The 20,475-nt window shown below is 67.5% G+C and carries 21 protein-coding genes; 10 read left to right on the forward strand and 11 right to left on the reverse strand.

The window, feature by feature from the left end; genetic code table 11:
• Positions 1 to 80: 80 nt before the first annotated feature.
• Positions 81 to 263: a hypothetical protein gene (locus AC5P78_RS14260; RefSeq protein ID WP_044569475.1), complete on the reverse strand. Its 183-nt coding sequence runs from the start codon at positions 261 to 263 to the stop codon at positions 81 to 83.
• A 144-nt stretch (positions 264 to 407) separates the two neighbouring features.
• Positions 408 to 785, reverse strand: a complete 378-nt coding sequence (locus tag AC5P78_RS14265; RefSeq protein ID WP_065184141.1) for a classical arabinogalactan protein 4 — start codon at positions 783 to 785, stop codon at positions 408 to 410.
• 140 nt (positions 786 to 925) lie between these two features.
• On the opposite strand from AC5P78_RS14265, the gene msrB reads away from it, so the two are divergent.
• The 5 genes from msrB (at position 926) to AC5P78_RS14290 (ending at position 4,186) form a co-directional block, all read left to right on the forward strand.
• The gene (msrB, locus tag AC5P78_RS14270; RefSeq protein ID WP_005412124.1) at positions 926 to 1,393 is read left to right on the forward strand and encodes a peptide-methionine (R)-S-oxide reductase MsrB; all 468 of its coding nucleotides are present in this window, start codon (positions 926 to 928) and stop codon (positions 1,391 to 1,393) included.
• Positions 1,394 to 1,484: 91 nt separating this feature from the next.
• A complete protein-coding gene (gene motA, locus AC5P78_RS14275; protein WP_005407915.1) occupies positions 1,485 to 2,339 on the forward strand; it encodes a flagellar motor stator protein MotA in 855 nt (284 codons plus the stop codon).
• Between the two features lie 3 nt (positions 2,340 to 2,342).
• Complete coding sequence (motB, locus tag AC5P78_RS14280) at positions 2,343 to 3,281, forward strand: flagellar motor protein MotB (protein WP_012479024.1); 939 nt, start codon at positions 2,343 to 2,345, stop codon at positions 3,279 to 3,281.
• Positions 3,282 to 3,408: 127 nt separating this feature from the next.
• Positions 3,409 to 3,897 (forward strand): hypothetical protein, encoded by a 489-nt coding sequence (locus tag AC5P78_RS14285; RefSeq protein WP_065184140.1) that lies wholly within the window; start codon positions 3,409 to 3,411, stop codon positions 3,895 to 3,897.
• 13 nt (positions 3,898 to 3,910) lie between these two features.
• Positions 3,911 to 4,186: a DUF4031 domain-containing protein gene (locus tag AC5P78_RS14290; protein ID WP_005412122.1), complete on the forward strand. Its 276-nt coding sequence runs from the start codon at positions 3,911 to 3,913 to the stop codon at positions 4,184 to 4,186.
• A gap of 219 nt (positions 4,187 to 4,405) precedes the next feature.
• Here AC5P78_RS14290 and AC5P78_RS14295 read toward each other — a convergent pair whose 3' ends face one another.
• Complete coding sequence (locus AC5P78_RS14295) at positions 4,406 to 4,948, reverse strand: DUF6630 family protein (protein ID WP_005407911.1); 543 nt, start codon at positions 4,946 to 4,948, stop codon at positions 4,406 to 4,408.
• 90 nt (positions 4,949 to 5,038) lie between these two features.
• On the opposite strand from AC5P78_RS14295, the gene AC5P78_RS14300 reads away from it, so the two are divergent.
• Complete coding sequence (locus AC5P78_RS14300; RefSeq protein ID WP_005415112.1) at positions 5,039 to 5,287, forward strand: DUF3297 family protein; 249 nt, start codon at positions 5,039 to 5,041, stop codon at positions 5,285 to 5,287.
• A 99-nt stretch (positions 5,288 to 5,386) separates the two neighbouring features.
• Here the strand turns inward: AC5P78_RS14300 and AC5P78_RS14305 are convergent, their stop codons facing one another.
• From AC5P78_RS14305 to AC5P78_RS14315, 3 genes are all read right to left on the reverse strand, one after another.
• On the reverse strand, positions 5,387 to 7,036 hold the full coding sequence (locus AC5P78_RS14305) for a Na+/H+ antiporter (RefSeq protein ID WP_005407909.1): 1,650 nt from the start codon (positions 7,034 to 7,036) through the stop codon (positions 5,387 to 5,389).
• 117 nt (positions 7,037 to 7,153) lie between these two features.
• Positions 7,154 to 7,942, reverse strand: a complete 789-nt coding sequence (locus AC5P78_RS14310; protein ID WP_005407908.1) for a dioxygenase family protein — start codon at positions 7,940 to 7,942, stop codon at positions 7,154 to 7,156.
• 31 nt (positions 7,943 to 7,973) lie between these two features.
• Positions 7,974 to 8,384 (reverse strand): DoxX family protein, encoded by a 411-nt coding sequence (locus AC5P78_RS14315; protein ID WP_005407907.1) that lies wholly within the window; start codon positions 8,382 to 8,384, stop codon positions 7,974 to 7,976.
• 96 nt (positions 8,385 to 8,480) lie between these two features.
• Here AC5P78_RS14315 and AC5P78_RS14320 point away from each other — a divergent pair, with 96 nt between their 5' ends.
• On the forward strand, positions 8,481 to 9,362 hold the full coding sequence (locus tag AC5P78_RS14320) for a LysR family transcriptional regulator (RefSeq protein WP_005412119.1): 882 nt from the start codon (positions 8,481 to 8,483) through the stop codon (positions 9,360 to 9,362).
• Between the two features lie 94 nt (positions 9,363 to 9,456).
• On the opposite strand, the gene AC5P78_RS14325 is transcribed toward AC5P78_RS14320, so the two are convergent.
• On the reverse strand, positions 9,457 to 12,519 hold the full coding sequence (locus tag AC5P78_RS14325) for a bifunctional diguanylate cyclase/phosphodiesterase (protein WP_414498303.1): 3,063 nt from the start codon (positions 12,517 to 12,519) through the stop codon (positions 9,457 to 9,459).
• A 176-nt stretch (positions 12,520 to 12,695) separates the two neighbouring features.
• On the opposite strand from AC5P78_RS14325, the gene AC5P78_RS14330 reads away from it, so the two are divergent.
• Positions 12,696 to 14,807, forward strand: a complete 2,112-nt coding sequence (locus AC5P78_RS14330) for a M13 family metallopeptidase (RefSeq protein WP_005407904.1) — start codon at positions 12,696 to 12,698, stop codon at positions 14,805 to 14,807.
• Between the two features lie 150 nt (positions 14,808 to 14,957).
• Here the strand turns inward: AC5P78_RS14330 and AC5P78_RS14335 are convergent, their stop codons facing one another.
• Positions 14,958 to 16,130, reverse strand: a complete 1,173-nt coding sequence (locus AC5P78_RS14335) for an MFS transporter (protein WP_043033929.1) — start codon at positions 16,128 to 16,130, stop codon at positions 14,958 to 14,960.
• A complete protein-coding gene (locus AC5P78_RS14340) occupies positions 16,127 to 17,338 on the reverse strand; it encodes an MFS transporter (RefSeq protein ID WP_043033930.1) in 1,212 nt (403 codons plus the stop codon). Before AC5P78_RS14340 ends, AC5P78_RS14335 begins: the two co-directional genes overlap by 4 nt.
• A gap of 133 nt (positions 17,339 to 17,471) precedes the next feature.
• On the opposite strand from AC5P78_RS14340, the gene AC5P78_RS14345 reads away from it, so the two are divergent.
• The gene (locus tag AC5P78_RS14345) at positions 17,472 to 18,059 is read left to right on the forward strand and encodes a TetR/AcrR family transcriptional regulator (RefSeq protein ID WP_005407901.1); all 588 of its coding nucleotides are present in this window, start codon (positions 17,472 to 17,474) and stop codon (positions 18,057 to 18,059) included.
• A 178-nt stretch (positions 18,060 to 18,237) separates the two neighbouring features.
• Here AC5P78_RS14345 and AC5P78_RS14350 read toward each other — a convergent pair whose 3' ends face one another.
• Positions 18,238 to 19,167 (reverse strand): oxygenase MpaB family protein, encoded by a 930-nt coding sequence (locus tag AC5P78_RS14350; protein WP_049442172.1) that lies wholly within the window; start codon positions 19,165 to 19,167, stop codon positions 18,238 to 18,240.
• A gap of 309 nt (positions 19,168 to 19,476) precedes the next feature.
• Here AC5P78_RS14350 and AC5P78_RS14355 point away from each other — a divergent pair, with 309 nt between their 5' ends.
• Positions 19,477 to 20,091, forward strand: a complete 615-nt coding sequence (locus tag AC5P78_RS14355; protein ID WP_014645784.1) for a hypothetical protein — start codon at positions 19,477 to 19,479, stop codon at positions 20,089 to 20,091.
• A gap of 39 nt (positions 20,092 to 20,130) precedes the next feature.
• On the opposite strand, the gene AC5P78_RS14360 is transcribed toward AC5P78_RS14355, so the two are convergent.
• Entirely contained in the window at positions 20,131 to 20,475 is a 345-nt protein-coding gene (locus tag AC5P78_RS14360) for a hypothetical protein (protein WP_065184041.1), read from the reverse strand.

Consider the following 20,475-nt stretch of genomic DNA (forward strand, 5'->3'; position numbering starts at 1 on the left):
TTGCGGGATCCGACCCCGGTCGGGATTCGGCAAGGGGTCGGATCCCGCGCAGCGGGCTCTGACCCCGGTCATGGCAACAGTCAACGCTGCTGTGGATGTTTCTGCGAGCGCTGTTCCTGCTGCTTGCCGCCCTTGTGCGGCTGCTGCGGGTCCATCTGCTGTTGCTGTTGCTGTTGCTGCTGCGGGTTGCGGCCCTGCGGTTCCTTGCCGGGATGACGGTTCTGCTGGTTTTTCATGATCGCGATCCAGTGGACAAAGGACATGCGGCGGCGAAATGCCGGCGCACGGTCACGTTGGTCCCGGAACGGTTAATCGCAGGCGAAAAAGCGGTGATCTGCAGCAGGTTGTTTTCGTGCGTTCAGCCCGCACAGCCCGCAGCCGCTGCCCACCTGGATTGGCATTGGAGGTCAGCGCTTGATCTGCTGGCCATCGCCGGCCGGCACGCTGTCGTAATAGCGGCCGGTGCGCGAGTCGAACACGCGGTTCGGACCGGCCGGGCGCACCCCGGGAACGATGCGGCCATTGCGGTCATAGACCTTGTCGGCCGGCTTCGGGACCGGCGCCGGCGCGACCTGGGCCGGACCGGTGGACTTGATCGGCTGCGTCGGCTGTGGCGAGGGCAGTACCTGCGGCTGCGGGCGCGCGGCCTGTGGTGGCGGCACCACCGGCTGCGGTGCCACGGTGGTGGCACTGCGGGTGGAGGTCGGGCTCGACGACGTCGGTACCTGGGCCTGCGCGACCAGCGGCAGCAGGGCCATCAACAAAAGGGGAGGGATCGGTTTCATGGCACGCTCCGACGTGGATCGTCTTCACCATGCGCCAGCGCCTGTGTGCCGCCCATGAACGGCCATCACACTTGCAAGCGGGCGCCAGCACCCCCACGTTTTCCGGCATCCCCAGGCCATCGACCCCACGGAGCGCCGCCATGACCGCCTTCGATCTGACGCCCCCCACTGCCACCCAGACCGAGGCGCTGGTTGCCGGTCTCAGCAGCGAGGAACGCCGCGTGCTGCTGCAGCACGGCACCGAGGCGCCGTTCTGCGGCGTATTCCTCGACAACAAACGCGAGGGCGTCTACTGCTGCCGGCTGTGCGCGTTGCCGTTGTTCCGCTCCAGCACCAAGTTCGATTCCGGCACCGGCTGGCCCAGCTTCTTTGCTCCGTTCGATCCGGCGCACGTGCGCGAGATCCGCGATACCAGCCACGGCATGGTCCGCACCGAGATCACCTGCGCGCGCTGCGGCAGCCACCTCGGCCACGTATTCCCGGACGGTCCGCCGCCCACCTACGAGCGTCACTGCCTGAATTCCGTCTCACTTTCATTCACTGGCAATGGTGAGCCGTGGCCCGATCCACTGCAGCGTGGCGGCGCAGAAAGCGGTGTGGCGGGCTGAAACACCCCGCTGACCGATTTCACAGAATTCCCTCTTCAGAAAACCGGGCGACGGGCCGACAAGGAGATATCCCCTCTCCTTGCGTCGCCCCATGCTCATCATCGTTGGATTCCTGGTCGTCATCATCAGCGTGATCGGGGGCTACCTCGGTGCCCACGGCCGCCTGGGTGCCCTCTGGCAGCCCTACGAGCTGGTCATCATCGGCGGCGCGGCGCTCGGCGCCTTCCTGGTCGGTACCCCGGCCAAGACCGTCAAGCAGACCCTGCAGGCCATGGTGGGCGTGTTCAAGGGCCCGCGCTACAAGCAGCAGGACTACATCGATGTGCTCAGCCTGCTCTATGAACTGCTCAACAAGGCGCGCCGCGAAGGCTTCATGGCGCTGGAAGACCATGTCGAGCGCCCAGCCGAGAGCGCGCTGTTCGGCAACTACCCCAAGGTGCAGGCCGACCATCACCTGATCGACTTCATCACCGACTGCCTGCGCCTGATGATCGGCAGCAACATCGAGCCGCACGAGCTGGAGCCGCTGCTGGAGCTGGAGCTGGAAAAGCACCACGCCGAGGCCATGGCGCCGTCGCAGGTGCTGACCAAGGTGGCCGACGGACTGCCCGGTTTCGGCATCGTGGCGGCGGTGCTGGGCATCGTCATCACCATGGGCTCGATCGGCGGCGACATCGTCGAGGTCGGCGGCCACGTGGCCGGCGCGCTGGTCGGTACCTTCCTCGGCATCCTGCTGGGCTACGGCTTCGTCGGCCCGATGGCGGCCGCAATGGAAGCCCGCGCCGAACAGGACAGCCGCATCTACGAATCGGTCAAGACCGCCCTGCTGGCCTGCCTGCGCGGCTACAACCCGAAGATCGCGCTGGAGTTTGCCCGCAAGACGCTGCCGTCGAACGTGCGCCCGGCCTTCTCTGATTTCGAGCAGCACCTGAAGACGGTCAAGTAAGCCATGGCCGAGAACAAGCCCACCGTCATCGTCCGCCGGGTCAAGAAGGCCGGCCACGCCGCCCACCACGGCGGCTCGTGGAAGGTGGCCTACGCCGACTTCGTGACCGCGATGATGGCGTTCTTCCTGGTGCTGTGGCTGATGGCCACCACCAACAAGAACGACCGTGCGGCCATTTCCGAGTACTTCCGCAACCCCAGCCCGCTGAGCGGGCAGAACGCCACGCCGGCGCCCGGCATGGCCGGCCCGGGCGGCGCCAGCACCTCGATGATCAAGCTGGGCGGTGCCACCGACATCTCGCGCGGCAACAGCAACGATCCCTTCCAGAACCAGAAGGAAGCCGTGCCGCAGCCGGTGGACCAGCAGCAGCGCGACAAGCAGCAGCTGGAAGCGCTGATGAAGGAACTGCAGGAGGCGATCAGCAGGAGCCAGGCGCTGGAGCCGTTCAAGGACCAGCTGCTGCTGGACCTGACCCCGGAAGGCCTGCGCATCCAGATCGTGGACAAGCAGAACCGGCCGATGTTCGACCTTGGCAGCGCCACGCTGAAGCCGTACACGCAGCAGATCCTGCACGAACTGGCCGAGTACCTGAACCATGTGCCGAACCGGATCAGCCTGACCGGCCACACCGACATCACCGCCTATTCGGCCGCACGCGGCTACGGCAACTGGGAACTGAGCGCCGATCGTGCCAACGCCGCACGGCGCGCACTGGTGGACGGCGGCCTGGAGGACAGCAAGATCACCCGTGTGGTCGGCCTGTCCTCGTCGGTGCTGTTCGACAAGACCGACCCGCAGAACCCGATCAACCGCCGCATCAGCATCGTGGTGATGACCAAGGCCGCCGAGGAGGCCGCCCTGGCCGGTGCCGGCCCGCAGGTGGGGCTGTCGGCGCCCACCGCCGACCCGGACGTGCAGGCCGCGCAAGGTGAGGCAAAGTAGACGGTGGGTGCGGACCTTGGTCCGCACATCCGGGAAAGCGTGCGGACCAAGGTCCGCACCCACCAGGGGCATCACCCGGCGCACCCGCTACAATGGCGGTCTTTCCGTTTCCAGGTGATCCCACCCCATGTCCCAGAACTCCAAGGCCAAGCGCGACAAGCGCAAGAAGCAGCAGGCCAAGCGCCCGTTCCTGCGCCTGAACGCCCAGCAGCAGGTGCAGAACCATGCCGTGCTGACCAACGAAGACGGCCAGGTGGTCGCGGCCATCGGCCTGCAGGGCCGTGAGTGGCTGCTGGCCATCGGCGGCCAGACCATGGGCAACGCCGAGAACCCGGTGCCGATGCTGGCCATGCTCAAGCACCTGGCCAACGTGCAGGAGAAGGAAGGCCGCAAGGTCAACCTGGAATACTCCGAACTGCTGCAGAAGCTGCTGGACACCCTGGCGGCCGAATCCGAGCAGACCGCCGACGAGTACCTGGACAAGCTGGTTGCCGAGTTCGAAGGCGTCGACGCTGCTGAAGGCGAGGAAGGCGAAGCCGCCGACGGCAACGTGGCCGAAGAAGCCGCTGCCGAGGCCGCTCCGGCCGCTGACAGCGACAGCAAGCCGCAGGCCTGAACCGGCCGCGGCGGTGACGGTCTACGTCGATGACGCGGTGCATCCCTGGCGCGGACAGCGCTGGGCGCACCTGATGGCCGACACCCTGGCCGAGCTGCACGCGATGGCGGCGCAGCTCGGCATTCCCCCGCGGGCCTTCCAGAACAAGGCCAGCGGTGCCCACTACGATGTCACTTCCGAGCTGCGCGCACAGGCGATCGCGCTCGGTGCGCGGGCGATCTCACGGCACACCGACCGTGAACTGGTCAAAACGGTGATTGCCAACGCCAGGGCGCAGTACCGGCCGTAGGCCACGTCGCGGTTTCGCCGGACACCAACCGGCACCGACCGGGTAGAGTCGACTGTCAGTCGACTATCGCGCGCAGCGCGGGGTTCTCGCGGCCGGATGGGAGAGCAGTCGACTAACAGTCGACTCTACCCCGTCGGGTCGTCCCCAGCGGATCAACCCATCAGGCCGCGCCCAGCAGATCGTCCCCGCCGGGTCGTGCCGGGCGGATCGGCCCATCGCTCAGAACGGGTCGCTGCCCAGCCGGATTTCCACGTTCAGCAGCGAGCACAGCGCCAGCATTGCGTCGTCGTCGCGGGTCAGCGCCATCACGCCGGTGAAGCCGTCGCTGCCGGCATCCACGCTCCACAGCGTGTAGTTGTGCTCGCGCAGGCGGTCGAAGGCGGTGGACATCAGCTGCACGCCGTCCAGGTCTTCGGCGAAGTCCTCGTCATCCAGGTCGCCGCCCCAGTCCAGCTGCAGGTTGAAGCGCGCCGACAGCTCGTTCACTGCCGACTGCAGCGATTCCAGATCATCACGCTCGACCTCGAAACCGGACTGCCAGGCGATGGCCGTGAACAGGGCCGGCAGCCAGTCGCTGTCCGCTTCCAGCGGCTGCCCGTCCTCGGCCAGGTGTTCGCGCCAGCGGTTGAACTGCTGCAGGGCCAGTTCCTCGTCGCCCGGGTTGATCAGCACCAGCAGGTTCCAGACCCGTGCCTCGAAGCCATCTTCGTCGAAGTCGTGGATGTCTTCCTCGAAGTCGAAATAGTCGCTGTTGTCGGGCATGGCGGAACTTCCTCTGGGGCAGGCCGGCATTCTACGGTTTATCCTGTGCCGCTGAAGCCGGCCTTGGTGGCCGTCACTGTGAATGAAGCGATGAGCGATACCCCTCCCGACCACCTGGCGATCAACCCGGCCAGCCCCTTCCATGATGCGCAGGCGCTGGAGCGCGGCGTCGGCGTGCGTTTCAACGACGTCGAGCGTGACAACGTCGAGGAATACTCGGTCAGCGAAGGCTGGATCCGCGTGCAGGCCGGCAAGGCCCGCGACCGCCGCGGCAACCCGATGACCATCAAGGTCAAGGGCAAGGTCGAGGTGTATTTCCTGGACCAGAAGCCGGAATAAGCACGGCTCCCGGATCCTGGGGTCAGATCCCTTTCCTGCGGAAAGGGATCTGACCCCGATCAACGCGGACCAAGGTCCGCACCCACCCGGGGTACACGGTCATTCGCGCTTGCGCGATTCCAGCAGGTCAAGGTTGCGGATCAGGCGCCGCGAGATCTCATCGGAGATCACCCCGCGCCGGGTCAACCGGAACAGCTCCTCGCGCTCGGCATTGAGGCCGGCGCTGCGCAGCTGGCGGTAGCCCATTTCCATGCGCCGTACCTTCTCCGGGTCCACGTCGGGCCCATCACTGTCGCGCTCCAGGTGGCGCTGGTAGAGCAGGCTCACCCGCGAGGCGGCGTCGTTGTACAGCTGCACGTTCTCGGTGTTCTGGTTCATCACCAGCTGCTGGCGCATGCGCTCGACCCCGGCCAGCGCGGCCTTCGACGACAGCCGGCGTGCCAGGTCCTCTTCCTTGCGCTCGCCCGAGTCAGCCGGCAGCTGCAGGCCCTTCAGCAGCTGTGGCAGCGCGATGCTGGCGCCCAGCAGCGAGAACAGGATCACCGATGCGGCTAGGAAGATCACCAGGTCACGCGCCGGGAATGCACTGCCGTCGGGCAGGAACAGCGGCAGGGTCAACACACCGGCCAGGGTGATCGCACCGCGCACGCCGGCCACCGAGGTCGCCACCACGATGCGCCAGTTCGGTGCCTCGCCCCGCTCCAGGCCGCGACGGCGCGCGCGCAGCAGGTTCCAGCGCAGCGACAACCACACCCACAACAGGCGCAGCACGACCAGTGCCAGATTGATCACCACCACATACACCAGCAGCCACCACGCACTCTGGTGGCCGGTCTCGTTCATGGTGGTGGTGGCGCGTTCGACGATGCCCGGCAGCTGCTCGCCCAGCAGCACGAACATGATGCCGTTGAAGCTGAACTGCAGCATGTTCCAGACCCCGGCGCGCTGCACGCGCATGCTGCCGGAGACGCGACCGGTCAGCTCGACATAGCTCATCGCGATACCGGCGGCGACCGCGGCGAGGATGCCCGAGGCATGGATCTCTTCGGCCAGCAGGTAGGCCGCGAACGGAATGAGCAGGTTGACCAGCATCGCCGCGCCGGGCTCCTCGCCGAAGCGGCGCCACAGCCAGCGCTGGAAGGTGGACACACCCAGCGTCACCGCCACGCCCACCGCCAATCCCGCCACCGCCACCCACACGAAGGTCAGCGAGGCCGTGGCCAGCGAGAAGGTGCCGGTCATCACCGCCGCCACCGCGAAGCGGAAGCAGACCAGGCCCGAGGCATCGTTCAGCAGCGACTCGCCTTCCAGGATGTGCATCAGGCGCTTGGGAATCGGCGCCTTCGAAGCGATCGCGCCCACCGCCACCGGGTCGGTCGGCGAGACGATGGCCGCCAGCGCGAAGCACACCGCCAGCGGCATCACCGGAATCAACCAGTGGATCAGGAAGCCGGCGCCGATGACGGTGAACACCACCAGGCCGAACGCCAGTTCGAGGATCGCGCCCTTGTCGCGGAACAGGCCCTGCTTGGGAATGCGCCAGCCATCGAGGAACAGCAGTGGCGGCAGGAACAGCAGGAAGAACACTTCCGGCTCCAGCGCGTGGCCACGGTTGAACACCCCGGCGATGACCGCACCCAGGCCGATCTGCACCAGCGGCAGCGGCAACGAGAACGGCAGGACGCGAACCAGGTAGCCGCTGGCGACAACGGCCACCAGCATCGCCAGGACGACTTCAATGGTATGCATGCTTCTTCCAGGAAGCGGCGCGTGGGGAGGCTTGGAGGCCAGCGCCGGAAACCCGGAAAAAACTACCACATGCGGCCATGGCCGCGACGGCCGGGGCCGCCGCGCGTCAGCCCCGGCTCATGCCCCGTCGAAGCGGTATAGATCCATGGCAAGGAAGCCGGCATCGATGCCGGCATCGATGCGGCGTGCGCCGAAACCGCCCTCGCCGGCCGCGCCCATTGCAAAGAACAGCGGCAGCAGGTGCTCGTCGGTCGGGTGCGCGCGTTCGGCGAACGGCGCCTGCCGGCGGTAATCCAGCAGGGCCTGGCGGTCATCAGCGGCCAGGCGCTGCTCCACCCATTCGATGAAGGGCCGCACGTACGGCGCTTCCTTGCCGTCCTGGTAGTCGCCCCAGTCGTGCAGATTGTGGGTGATGCTGCCGGAGCCGACCAGCAGCACGCCCTGTTCGCGCAGAGGCGCCAGCGCACGGCCCAGCGCGAACTGATGCTCGGGGCCGAGCAGCGGCTGGATCGACACCGGCACCACCGGGATGTCCGCCTGAGGGCGCAACAGCCGCAGCGGTACCCACGCGCCGTGGTCGAGGCCACGCTGCGGGTCGATGGCCACTGGCAGGCCTGCGGCGGCGATGCGGCCGGCCACTTCTTCGGCCAGTGCCGGATCACCCGGTGCCGGGTACTGCAGTTCGAACAGCGCGCGCGGGAAGCCACCGAAGTCGTGGATGGTCGGCGGCTGTGGATGCGCGCCAACCAGCGGCTGCCGGCCCAGCCAGTGCGCCGAAGCCATCACGATGGCGCGCGGCGTCGGCAGATCGCGCGCCAGCTCGGCCAGGCGCACGCCAACCTGGCCCGGCTGCAGGGCAGTCATCGGCGAACCATGGGAGATGTACAGCGAAGGCAGGCGGGACATGGAATTCTCCAGTTGCAGGATCAGGCGGCGATCAGCGCGAACGCAGGGTCCACTTGCCATCGCCGAGCAGGAACAGCACCACCAGCGCCAATGCCCAGAACGCCGGGTATTCCCAGCCGCCGCCGGCATTGGCGAAACCGAAGCCGTTGGCGCCGTGCACGGTGACGATGGTGCCCAGCAGCAGCGGCACGCCGACCAGGCCCACCCAGCGTGCGTAGATGCCCAGCAGCAGCGCAACGGTGATCACCAGTTCGACGCCGATGGTGAGGTAGCCGAGCACACCGGGCAGGCCCAGAGACTCGAAGAACGCCGCCGTACCGGCCGGGGTGAACACCAGCAGCTTGGTCAGTGCGTGGACCAGGAACAGCACGCCCAGAGCCAGGCGCAGCAGGGTGGCGCCATACGGCGCCAGCGGCGAAACAGGAGCGGTCGTGGTGTGCATGGCAAAGCACCTTGAAGGGAGTGGGCACAGGTTATTGCGCCTTCACTGGCCGATAAATACGATCGTTTGACCGTATTTATTTCACAAGGCGCAACAATGGACACCCTCGAGGCGATGCGCGTGTTCGTGGCGGTGGTCGAGCGCAACGGCTTCAGTGCCGCCGCCCAGGCCCTGGACATGTCCACCGCCGGCGTCACGCGCCAGGTCGCGGCGCTGGAAAAGCGCCTGTCCACCCGCCTGCTCCACCGCACCACGCGCCGGGTCAGCCCGACCAGTGCCGGCGCCGCCTACTACGCCCAGTGCGTGCGCCTGCTGGCCGAATTCGACGCGCTGGAGGCCAGTATCGGCGCGCAGGCGCTGGAGCCTTCGGGCACGCTGCGCATCAACGCACCGGTGAGCTGGGGCATTGCCCGCCTCGGTCCGCTGCTGGCCAGTTATCGCCAGCGCTTCCCGCAGGTGGAGCTGGACCTGGCGCTGTCCGACCGACTGGTGGACATGGTCGAGGAAGGCTACGACGTGGCCATCCGCATCACCCGCGAGCCCGGTCCCACGCTGATCGCGCGCCGCCTGGGCGAATCGCGGGTGAGCCTGTGCGCCGCGCCGGCCTACCTGGCCGCACACGGCACCCCGCAGACCCCGCAGGAGCTGCAGGCACACGCATGCCTGAGCTACAGCTACTGGGCCGCCGGTGATCACTGGCCGCTGCAGGGGCCCGGCGGTGAAGTGAAGGTGGCGGTAAGCAGCCTGCTGCACGCCAACAACGGCGACGTGCTGCGCGAAGCGGCGATCGCCGGCATGGGCGTGATCCTGCAACCGGACTTCCTGCTGGAAGACGCACTGGCCGATGGCCGTCTGGTGCGCGTCCTGCCCGAGTGGGAGGCCGCGCCGATCGGCATCTTCGCGGTCTACACCAGCCGCAGCCACCTGGCACCGAAGGTGCGCAGCTTCATCGACCACCTGGTGGAGGCAGGGGTGTAGCCGAGCCTGGCGTTTGCCGTAGTGCCGGCCGCTGGCCGGCAATCAGACACCTCCCGGTCCTGGGCGAATGCCGGCCAGCGGCCGGCACTACCACTTAGGCGGCGACCTCATCCAGCGCGTCGATGATCCGTTCCAGCGGTGCCGGCCGTCCCAGCAGGTAGCCCTGCACCTGGTCACAGCCGTGCGCAGCCAGCCAGTCCAGCTGTCCCGGCGTCTCCACGCCTTCGGCGATGATGGTCAGGCCCATGCTGTGGCCCAGCGACAGCAGTGCGCGGCAGATCGAGGCGTTGCGTGGATTGGTTTCCACGTCCGCCACGAAGCTGCGGTCGATCTTCAGGATGTCCAGCGGCAGGTGCTGCAGGTAGGACATGCTGGAATAGCCGGTGCCGAAGTCATCCAGCGACACGCTGATGCCCTGCTCGTGCAGGCGCTGCATGGTCTGCATCGCCTGCCCCGGCTTGCGCATCAGGCTGCTCTCGGTCAGTTCCACATGCAGCGCACCCCGCGCCAACCCGAACTCCTGCTGGGCGCGGGTGAACTCGGCCACCAGGTCGCTGTTGAAGAACTGCACGGCCGAGACGTTGACCGCAATCGGCAGCTCGCCCCACCCGGCCTCGACCAACCGCCGCTGCGCCTTCGCTGCCGCTCGGATCACCCAGCGGCCAAGTGCCAGGATCAGCCCGGTGTCCTCGCACAGCTGGATGAACTCATTGGGCGGAATGAAGCTGCCATCAGCCTGCGGCCAGCGCAGCAATGCCTCCAATGCCGCCGGGCTGCCATCGCTGGCATGCCGGATCGGCTGGAAGTACAGCTGGAACTCGTTGTCGATGGCCGCATGGATGCGCCCGGCCAGGCGCAACCGGTCGGCCAGCCGCGTGGTCACCGCTGCGTCGAACCAGACCACCACGTTGCCCTCGGCACGCGCCGCGTGCGCCGCCTGCGCGGCCATGCCGATCACCTGTTCGGCGCTGTGGCCGTCACCGGCCACATGCACCGCCACGCCGATGCGCGGCTCGAACTGGTGCAGTGAATCCTTGCCACGCATCGGCGCCGACACGATCTGCAGCAGGTCGTCCAGCACGCGCTGGGTATCGTGCTCCGAACCGATGGCGAACACGAAGTCCTCCGCCGGCTGGAACGCCAGCGTGCCGCAGCGTGCGCCCAACCCGCCCAAGCGGGTCGCCATCGACTGCAGCACCGCATCACCGATTTCACGGCCCAGCGTATCGGCCACCAGCTGCAGTCCGCGCAGTTGCACGAAGGCGATGGTATAGCCCTCGCCCTGCTCATCCAGCTGGTCGGTCAATGCACGCACGTTGAGCAGGCCGGTGGCCGGGTTGTGCCGTGCCTGGTAGGCCAGGTCGCGCTCGTAGGCCAGCCGTTCGCTCACATCCTCGGCCAGCACCAGGCACGCGGGCTGTCCGTCGAAATCGAGTTTGGACAGGTGTGCGCGCACCTCGAACACACTGCCGTCCTTGCGCCGGTGCAGGCGCACGGTTGCGTCGGGGGGATCGCCCACCTGCGCGCGCTGGATGGCACCACGCACCTCGTCCCAGCCTTCGCGCGGGCGGATGTCGAGGATGCTCATCGCCAGGAACTCCTCGCGGCTGTAGCCGTACTGGCGCACCGCCGCGTCATTGACCTCGATGAAGCGCAGCGTGTCCGGGTCGAACACCCAGAATGGCGCCGGGTTGCGGTCGAACAGCAGGCGGAAGCGGCGTTCCACTTCGCTCATCTGCTCGCGCGCCTGGTAGCGTTCGCTCAGGTCGGTCAACGCGCCGATCATGCGTCGTTCGCTGTCGGCCACCTCCACCCGCTGTCCGCGCGCGCCCACCCAGCGCACTTCACCACCGGGCAGCACCAGGCGGAACACCTGGTCGAGCACTGCGCCGCCGGCAAAGGCCTGGTCGAAAGCCTGCTGCAGGCGCGCGGCATCATCGCGATGCACGCGAGCGAAGAAGTCAGCTACCGGCAGCGCATCGGTCTGCACGCCGAAGATCTCGCGCGCCAGGGGGGACCAGCGCAGCAGCGCGGCGTCCTCATCCACGTACCACGTGCAGACACGCCCGACCTGATGGGCCAGACGCAGCTCGGCATGGCCCGCCTTCAGTTCCTCGGCCATCGCCTGCTGGCTGCGGGTACTGCGGCGCACCGCATACAGCAGCACCAGCAGCACCACGACGTAGGCCAGCACGATCGCCACCGATGCCTGCAGGTACGGCCACCAGGGTGCCAGCACGTCCTCATCGGCCAGGCCGATCTGCACCGCCAGCGGGCTGCGGTCGAGCGTACTGATGGTCGTGATGCGCGGCACACCATCGACCACGCCGGGCAGGCTGCCGAGCTCGACCACCGCCTGCTTGCCGAGCAGGTCACGCCGCGGCAGGTCGTAGCGGCGACCGACCGTGCCATGCGGATCGGGCACGCGCGCCAGCATGTAACCCTCGGCGTCGGTGATCGAGACCAGCCCGTTGGGACCAACATCCAGGCCGCCGGCGATGCGCTGCAGTTCACCACAGCGCAGCCGCGCCAACAGCCAGCGTTCACCGGCCATCGGCAGTGCCAGCGGCACCACCCAGTCGCCATCGCTGGCCCGCTGCGGCGGGCCGATGTACAGGGCACTGCCCTGCCCCCGGCGCAGCGGGTCGGTCCACAGCGGCAGCTGCAGGTCGCCGCGCCCGGCGGTCAGCGCGCGCCCGTGGCGGTCCAGCACCACGATGCTGTGCAGTTCAGCGTGGCGGCGCAGCACGCCACCGATGGCCGCATCCAGCAGTGCCGGGGCCTGTGACGGCACGCTGCGGAACAACTCACCGGCATCGCCGGCGATGCCGGTCATCGCCCGCTCCAGATTGCGCAGTTCCAGCGCCAGCAGGCGCTCGCTCCCCACCGCCAGCGCACGGCTCTGCCGCTGCGCCGCCTCCAGGCGGCGGTGATGGTCGTTGGCCAGCATGGTGGCCAATCCGGCCACCAGCAACAGGCCCAGCAGCACGCCGCCCCAGGTGATGGCGCGCAACGGACGGGCCAACGCCCGCTTCAACGCGGGCATCGGTCGATCTTCCTTGTGCAGTCGGCTGGCTTCATGCGCGAACGAATCCTCCACATCCCCGACCTCAACGGCCGGCGGACGCCATTCTTGACGCCTGACCCCGTCCTGCATGGCCACCTCCCCGTGTCCGCGCAGGGCTCCAGGGCCCAGCATGCACCACCCCGGTGACGGCGTGAAGATCGCTTCGGCGCGTTCAGCCAGATCCTGCACAGGACCGGCCAGCCACAGGGACGGCCAGCCGGGCTGCGGCGGATTAGACTTGGGGTTTTCCGCTGCAAGAGAAGTCCATGTCCAAGCTGCGCCGTCCCACCCTGGCACTGGCCATCGTTGCCAGCCTGTCCCTGGCTGCCTGCGACCGTCCGGCCGATCCGGCCGCTGGCACCGCCAAGCCCGCCGAGGCTGCACCCGCTGCCGCCAAGCCGATGCTGGGCAGCTTCGGCTTCGATGCCAGCGGCATGGACCGCAGCATCGCGGCCGGCGATGACTTCTTCGGCTTCGCCAACGGCACCTGGGTGAAGAACACCGAGATTCCGGCCGACCGTTCGCGCTTCGGCAGCTTCAACGTCATCGCTGAAAAGACCCTGGCCGACACCCGCGCCATCCTCGAGGGTGCGGCCGGCAATGCGCAGGCCAGCGGTGACGACAAGCTGATCGGCGACTACTACGCCGCCTACATGGACGAAGCCGGCATCGAGCAGCACGGCATCGCCCCGGTGCAGCCGCAGCTGAAGGCCATCGAGACCATCGCCGACAAGGCCGGCCTGGCACGTGCCCTCGGCGGCGAGATGCGCGCCGACGTCGACCTGCTCAATGCCACCAACTTCTACACCGACCGCCTGTTCGGCCTGTGGGTCTCGGTCGACATGCTGCAGCCGGACCGCACCGCGCCGTACCTCGTGCAGGGCGGCTTGGGCATGCCCGACCGCGACTTCTACCTGGGCGGCGGCCGCATGGCCGAACTGCGCAAGCAGTACCAGGGCTACATCGCGCAGATGCTGCAGCTGGCCGGCGTGGCCGACCCGGCCGGCAAGGCACAGCGCATCCTTGCGCTGGAGACGAAGATCGCGCAGGCGCATGCCACCCAGGAAGAAACCAACGACGTGACCAAGGGTGCCAATCCGTGGACCCAGGCCGATTTCAACGCCAAGGCACCGGGCATGGACTGGAACGCCTTCCTTGATGCGGCCGCGCTGGGCGAGCAGCAGGACTTCATCGTGTGGCAGCCCAAGGCCGTGGCCGGCCTGTCCAGGCTGGTCGCCACCGAACCGCTGGAGGTGTGGAAGGACTACCTGGCCTTCCACGCACTGGACCGTGCCGCCGCCTACCTGCCGAAGAAGTTCGCCGACGCCCGCTTCGCCTTCCATGGCACCGCGCTGAGCGGCACGCCGCAGCAGAGCGATCGCTGGAAGCGCGCCGTGGATGATGCCAACCATGCTGTCGGCGAGGCCATCGGCAAGCGCTATGTCGAGAAGCACTTCGACGCCAGGACCAAGGAGCGTGCGGACGAAATGGCGAAGAACATCATCGCCGCCTTCGCCAAGCGCATTGACGCACTGTCGTGGATGTCGCCGCAGACCAAGGCGCATGCCAAGGCCAAGGTCGCCGGCCTGACCGTGGGGATGGGCTACCCGGAGAAGTGGCGTGATTACACCGGCCTGGAGATCCGCCGCGATGACGCGCTCGGCAACGCACAGCGCGCCGAGCTGTTCGAATACCAGCGCAACATCGCCAAGCTGGGCAAGCCGGTCGACCACAGTGAGTGGGCGATGCTGCCGCAGACCATCAATGCGATGAACGTGCCGCTGGAAAACCGCCTGGTGTTCCCGGCCGCGATCCTGCAGCCGCCGTTCTTCGACGGTGCCGCCGACGACGCGGTGAACTATGGTGCGATCGGCGCGGTGATCGGCCATGAGATCAGCCACGGCTTCGATAACGCCGGCGCGCTGTTCGACGAGACCGGCAAGCTGCACAACTGGTGGACCGCCGAGGACCTGAAGCAGTTCAACGCCGCCGGTGATGCGCTGGCCGCGCAGTTCAGCAGCTACGAACCGTTCCCGGGCGTGCATGTGAACGGCAAGCTGACCCTGGGCGAGAACATCGCCGACGTGGCCGGCCTGGGCACTGCCTACGATGCCTACCAGCTGTCGCTGCAGGGCAAGCCGGGCCAGACCCTGGAAGGCTTCACGCCGGACCAGCGCTTCTTCCTGGGCTTCGCCCAGGCGTGGCGCAGCAAGAGCCGCGAGCAGGCGCTGCGCAACTCGCTGCTGACCGATGTGCATGCGCCAGGCCAGTTCCGCGCACTCACCGTGCGCAACATCGACGCCTGGTATCCGGCGTTCGAAGTAAAGGAAGGCCAGAAGCTGTACCTGGCCCCGGACAAGCGGGTCAAGGTGTGGTGATGTAACCGGAACGGGCGCCGCGAGGCGCCCGTTTCATTTCCCGGTAGCTGCCAACCTCGGTTGGCGAATGCCCCGCTCGGGTGGATGCCGACGTTGGTCGGCATATCTACAGGTCTACAGGACTACAAGCCATCCACGCATGGCGTGGATCTACCGGCGCGTTGTGGCAATCACCAGCGTGGCGACCATGGCAAGCCCGGCCGCGGCCCACAGATTCGCATGCAGGCCCACGCCATCCAGCAGCCGTCCACCGCCCCACGCGCCCATTGCGATGCCGATATTGAACACACCGACATACAGCGCGGTGGCGATCTCCACCGCGTGCGGGACTGCCTTCATCATCCAGCTCATCAGGCCGACCGACACGCCGCCATAGGCCAGGCCCCACAGCAACAGCACCACAATGCCGCCGGAGGGTGTGCCGCCCAGCCACAGGAACAACAACGGCGTCAGCAGCAGGCCGCAAGAGATCGCCAGCAGCATGCCGCGCGGGTGACGAGCGGCCAGTGGTCCGGCGATGAAGTTGCCCGCGATGCCCGCCATGCCATAGGCGAACAGCAGCGCGCCGATCCAAGCGGCATCCACGCCCGATCGCAGGGTCAGCAACGGGCGTACATAGGTGAACGCAATGAAGTGACCTGCTACCAGCAGCAGCGTCAGGCATAGGCCGCGCTGCAGGCCACGGTGGCCGAGCAGCTGCACGAACTGCGCCGGGCGCACCGACGCCACCACCGGCAACGCGGGAACCACCCACAGTTGCAGCAGCATCACCGCCGCACTGAACAGCGCCATCGCTGCGAACGCGAAGCGCCAGCCCAGGGCGTCGCCGATCAGTGCACCCAGCGGCACCCCCAGAACCGATGCTGCGGCCACGCCCCCGAAGATGATCGAGGTGGCCAGGCCGATGCGATGCGCCGGCACCAGGCGTGCTGCCAGCCCACCAGCGATGGCCCAGATCCCGCCCATGCAGAACCCCACCAGTACGCGCGCGGCCAGCAGCCAGCCGATGCCGGGTGCCAGCGCCGAAGCAACGTTAGCGACCAGCAGCAGCCCCAGCAGCACGCACAGGATGCGGCGACGATCGATGCCACCGGCTGCGATCACCACCAGCGGTGCGAACACTGCCGCCAGCAGGGCCGGCAGCGAGATCATCAGGCCGGCGGTGCCGGTGGACGCGCCGAGATCTTCGGCGACAGGGGTCAGCAGGCCCACCGGCAGCATTTCGGTGGTGACCACCGAGAAGGTGGCGAGGCCAACCGCAGAAACCGCCCACCACGGATGGCGATGCACAGGCGTGGCATGCGCAGGCGATGAAGCGCTCACGGGATGATGCCTTCAGGGGTGGATGCGGCAACCGGGCGCAAGGCACGTCGCGCGAGAACGGCCAACAGCAGCACGCCCCCGCCTGCCACCAGTGCAACGACAAAGCCGCTACGCACGCCCCCCGCATCGACGCTCTGCCCGGACAGCGCCGCGCCCAGCGCCACGCCGATGTTCAATCCGGCCAGCAGCCAGGTCATGCCCTCGGTCAGGCGCGATTCGGGTACGCGTTGTTCGACCAGCGACATCGCCACGATCATCGTCGGCGCGAAGAACACCCCGGCCAGCAACACCGCCACGGCCAGCCCGGGCAGGCTGCCGACCCATGGCAGCGGCAGGGTGGTCATCGAGGTAGCTGCTGCACCGAGCAGCAACAGGCGCCGCAACGGCGCCTGCAGCTTCAGTGCCCCGAACAGCAGGCCCGCCGCGCAGCTGCCCAGCGCATAGGCCGACAGCACCACGCTGGCGGCAAGCGGCTGCCCCCGCTGTTCGGCGAAGGCCACGCTGGTGATGTCGACCGTACCGACAATCACGCCCATCGCCAGCATCAGCAACGCCAGCAGGCGGATCTCCGTGTGCCGCAGCAGCGAGCCCGAGGGAGTTGCACCTTCGTGCTGCTGCAGCGGCGGCTCGGTGCCCCGCTGCAGCACCAATGCGGCGACGCCGACCACCAGCAACAGGGCGGCCGCCAGTACGCCGGCCTGTGGCCATACCGCCACCGACAGCCCCACTGACAACGGTGGACCGACGATGAAGGTCACCTCATCGAACACGGTCTCCAGCGAATACGCGGTCTGCAGCTGCGGGCGACCGCGATGGATCGCAGTCCAGCGTGCGCGCACCATTGCGGACACGCTGGGCATGCATCCAGCCAGCATGGCGGCGACGAAAAGCGCCCAGTCTGGCGCAGCCAGCAGCGTGCACGCGAGCAGCAGCAACAACCCTGCCGCACTGGCCGCAGTAGCCCATGGCAGCACCCTGCCCTGCCCGCGCCGGTCGACCCAGCGCGATAACTGTGGCGACAGCAGCGCGTAGGTCAGCACGAAGGTGGCCGACACCGCACCGGCCAAGGCATAGCTGCCGCGCAGCTGCGACAGCAGTGTGATGATGCCGATGCCGGTCATCGGCAGCGGCACGCGGGCCAGCAGGCCGGCCAGGGCGAGGCCGGCGGTGCCAGGGGCGGCGAACAGGTCGCGGTAGGGGGTGGCCATCGGGATCTCCAGGGCAGCGGCTTGCCTGGCGCTCCCGGCGCCACGACAATACATACAGAGCGTATGAATAAGAGCCTACATTCATACGCGTCGTATGTAAATAATCATGCACTGCGTATGTAAGGAGTTCCGGATGGTCCGTCGCACCCGCGCCGAGATGGAAGAAACCCGTGCCAGCCTGCTGGCCACCGCCCGCCGCGTGTTCAGCGAGCATGGCTATGCCGCCACCTCGATGGATGACCTGACCGCCCAGGCCGGCCTGACCCGGGGTGCGCTCTACCACCACTTCGGCGACAAGAAGGGCCTGCTGGCCGCGGTGGTCGCCCAGCTCGATGCCGAGACCGACCTGCGCCTGCAGGCGATCAGCGATGGCGCGGATGATGCCTGGGACGGTTTCGTACAGCGCTGCCGTGCCTATCTGGAGATGGCGCTGGAGCCGGAGATCCAGCGCATCGTGCTGCGTGACGCGCGCGCGGTGCTGGGTGGCGCCTCACCGGAATCGCAGCGCCACTGCGTCCACTCGATGCAGCGCCTGATCGAACAGTTGATCGCGCAGGGCGTAGCGATGCCGGTGGATGCGCAGGCGCTGGCATCGCTGATCTACGGCAGCCTGGCCGAGGCCGCGTTCTGGATCGCCGAGGGCGAGGATGGCGACGCGCGCCTGCGGCAGGCGACGACGGCGCTGGAAATGCTGTTGCGTGGCTTGAAGTCGGCCGGGTGAGGCCCATCCACGCATGGCGTGGATATGCTGCCGCATCCGCTCTGGTAGAGGCCAACCTTGGTTGGCCCTTCTGCGGCACCGCGCGCAGCGCGTGCCAACCAGAACCATGGCATCAGTAGATCCACGCCATGCGTGGATGAAGCTTTATCGCGCAACGCGTGCCGACCAAGATTGGCACCTACCGGGGAACGGTGGGCCACTCGCGCAGCACCGACACCGGCACGCCCATGCGCGCACAGGCGCGGCTGGCGAGGCCATCGGGCAGCGCACGGCGGAACAGCGGCGCCATGCCCTGCATCAACTTCGCTGAAGCGGCCGCCTGCGCACGCTGGCGGCCGCTGCGTTCAAGCATGCCTTCGGCCCAGTCCGGCAGCAGTGCCGCACCGGCGCCAAGGAACACCTCGCGCGACAGCCCCGGCACCGGTACCGGCAGGCGCACGCCGGACAACACCTCCAGCACTTCACGCGAGCGCTCGTCCACACGCAGCTCCGGTTGCCGCGCGCAGAAGTACGCTGCCACCTCGGCTTCACTGCGCGGCACATCCACCGCACCCAGTGCCTCGGCCACGCGGCGGTACTCGTCGTAGTAGCGGTCGGCGATGTGCGCCGGCACCTCGCGCCCGTAGCGACGGAAGCCCTGCAGGAAACCAAACGCCTCAGTCACGTGCACCCATGTCAGCAGTTGTGGATCGTCCGCCGCGTAGGGCTCGCCCTGCGCGGTCTGGCCGCGGATCTGTGCATGGATGCGGCGCACCTGGGCCACCAGCGCCTCTACCTCCCCGCTGGGTGCATAGCTGGTACCGGCGACAAACGCGGTGGTGCGACGCAGGCGGCCCACCAGGTCCTGGCGGAAATTGGAGTGGTCGTAGACCCCGGCCAGCGCGCGCGGATGCAGGGTCTGCAGCATCAGCGCACACAGGCCCCCGGCCAGCATCGAGGGGAACTCGGCGTGCAGGCGCCAGGTCACGCTGTCAGGTCCAAACCAGCCCGGGTCACCCAGCGGCTGGTCGTAATCGATGCCGCTCTGGCCACGCGGGAAGGCCTCCAGTACCCAGCGCCGGATCGGCGCGGTGATGGGGCGGGAGAGTCGCTGCAGCAGAGCCGGCATCACAGATCCAGGAAAAGCGAAAGAGTGGCCGCGAGTTGCGCGGTCAGCCCCGATTCTGGGCGATCACGACGCCGGCGGCGAGTCTTCGCACTCAGCCACGGTTTCATGTGCGGCCGCAGCACATTTCACCCTGCGACATCCTGTCGCAGGCTCCGGCCTCGATGCTGCGATGCAGCAACATTCACCGATTCAGAGAAGGCCCTTACGCGGCTTGGCATTGCGCCCATTGCACGGCTCGCTGGAAGTGCTAGAACTGGACCCGCCACACCGTCCAATGCTGATCGACGCACGTTCCACAAGGAGCCAGCCATGATTGCTTTGTTCAAGGGTTTGGGAATTCTGCTTCGCGACAACGAGCTCTACAGCAGCCCGTTCGATAAACAGGTTGCGCATTGGCGCAATCTCAGCGAGCAGCAGATCCGCGATGAAGTAGCCGTGCTGGCGCAGGCCAAGTGCCAATGGCTGATCGCCTCGATCGTCGGCTGGCAGGCGGCCTCGCTGCTGATTCTTGGCCTGATCGCCAACTACCTGTGGCGTGACGACTTCCATATCACGTTCACCCGCGTGGTAGTCGTGTTCGGCTCGTGGGTCTCGATCCTGTTCGTGATCTGGTTCATGGCCAACATGTTCGATCAGCAGGCCGGTTTCGAGCGCTGGATGAAGGCGTTCAACAGTCGCGCACGCATCAGCTCCAAGGCCGACAGCGTCGAGCACGTGGCCGAGGCACTGGACCTGGCCGAGCATTACCCGGAAGTGCTCGATTACAAGCAGGCGGTCACCGCCAAGCGCGAGCTGCGCCACGAGGACATCCGCATCATGACCGAGATCGGGCGCATGAAGCAGCACTCCGAACTGGTCGGCCGCCTCAACCACGTGGGCGAGAACGAGCACCACCACGACCTGACACTGCAGCCTGCCTACTGACCCTTCAGGGAAGCGGGGGGACCCACAATGCCGCCGTGATCACTCACGGTGGCATTGTTCTTTCCGATCCTCGCTGACGCACTGGGCGAAGCCCTTCGGCAGGTCCCTGAACTCCTGGGTGGTGCCGACCGCCAACGCGAACGACCGTATCGGCGCTTTCGCACACGCCGCGTCAGGACGACAGGCCGGGTCCAGCAACAGGTAATGGCACTGACCGCTGCGGCTGGCCATGCACTCAAAACGCGCCACGCCGTCCACTATCGTGCGCTTGCTGTACAGCGTGTCCACGCCATTGGCAGTGGTGCGGGTGATCGCGGTTTCGGTGGACTTCTGGCAACCGGCAAGCGCCAGTGCAGCGAGGCCTGCAAGCAGGAAAAGACGCAT

It is taken from the genome of Stenotrophomonas sp. YJH_SMC_133 (assembly GCF_059370655.1).

Bases quoted from the DNA above. Each gene is read 5' to 3' on its own strand.
- AC5P78_RS14320 (WP_005412119.1), top strand. From the start codon at position 8,481: ATGGACACCCTCGAGGCGATGCGCGTGTTCGTGGCGGTGGTCGAGCGC.
- motA (WP_005407915.1), top strand. From the start codon at position 1,485: ATGCTCATCATCGTTGGATTCCTGGTCGTCATCATCAGCGTGATCGGG.
- AC5P78_RS14325 (WP_414498303.1), bottom strand. From the start codon at position 12,519: ATGCAGGACGGGGTCAGGCGTCAAGAATGGCGTCCGCCGGCCGTTGAG.
- AC5P78_RS14305 (WP_005407909.1), bottom strand. From the start codon at position 7,036: ATGCATACCATTGAAGTCGTCCTGGCGATGCTGGTGGCCGTTGTCGCC.
- AC5P78_RS14260 (WP_044569475.1), bottom strand. From the start codon at position 263: ATGTCCTTTGTCCACTGGATCGCGATCATGAAAAACCAGCAGAACCGT.
- AC5P78_RS14295 (WP_005407911.1), bottom strand. From the start codon at position 4,948: ATGCCCGACAACAGCGACTATTTCGACTTCGAGGAAGACATCCACGAC.
- AC5P78_RS14285 (WP_065184140.1), top strand. From the start codon at position 3,409: ATGTCCCAGAACTCCAAGGCCAAGCGCGACAAGCGCAAGAAGCAGCAG.
- AC5P78_RS14315 (WP_005407907.1), bottom strand. From the start codon at position 8,384: ATGCACACCACGACCGCTCCTGTTTCGCCGCTGGCGCCGTATGGCGCC.
- AC5P78_RS14350 (WP_049442172.1), bottom strand. From the start codon at position 19,167: ATGCCGGCTCTGCTGCAGCGACTCTCCCGCCCCATCACCGCGCCGATC.
- AC5P78_RS14330 (WP_005407904.1), top strand. From the start codon at position 12,696: ATGTCCAAGCTGCGCCGTCCCACCCTGGCACTGGCCATCGTTGCCAGC.
- AC5P78_RS14360 (WP_065184041.1), bottom strand. From the start codon at position 20,475: ATGCGTCTTTTCCTGCTTGCAGGCCTCGCTGCACTGGCGCTTGCCGGT.
- AC5P78_RS14300 (WP_005415112.1), top strand. From the start codon at position 5,039: ATGAGCGATACCCCTCCCGACCACCTGGCGATCAACCCGGCCAGCCCC.
- AC5P78_RS14265 (WP_065184141.1), bottom strand. From the start codon at position 785: ATGAAACCGATCCCTCCCCTTTTGTTGATGGCCCTGCTGCCGCTGGTC.
- motB (WP_012479024.1), top strand. From the start codon at position 2,343: ATGGCCGAGAACAAGCCCACCGTCATCGTCCGCCGGGTCAAGAAGGCC.
- AC5P78_RS14310 (WP_005407908.1), bottom strand. From the start codon at position 7,942: ATGTCCCGCCTGCCTTCGCTGTACATCTCCCATGGTTCGCCGATGACT.
- AC5P78_RS14345 (WP_005407901.1), top strand. From the start codon at position 17,472: ATGGTCCGTCGCACCCGCGCCGAGATGGAAGAAACCCGTGCCAGCCTG.
- AC5P78_RS14355 (WP_014645784.1), top strand. From the start codon at position 19,477: ATGATTGCTTTGTTCAAGGGTTTGGGAATTCTGCTTCGCGACAACGAG.
- msrB (WP_005412124.1), top strand. From the start codon at position 926: ATGACCGCCTTCGATCTGACGCCCCCCACTGCCACCCAGACCGAGGCG.
- AC5P78_RS14340 (WP_043033930.1), bottom strand. From the start codon at position 17,338: ATGGCCACCCCCTACCGCGACCTGTTCGCCGCCCCTGGCACCGCCGGC.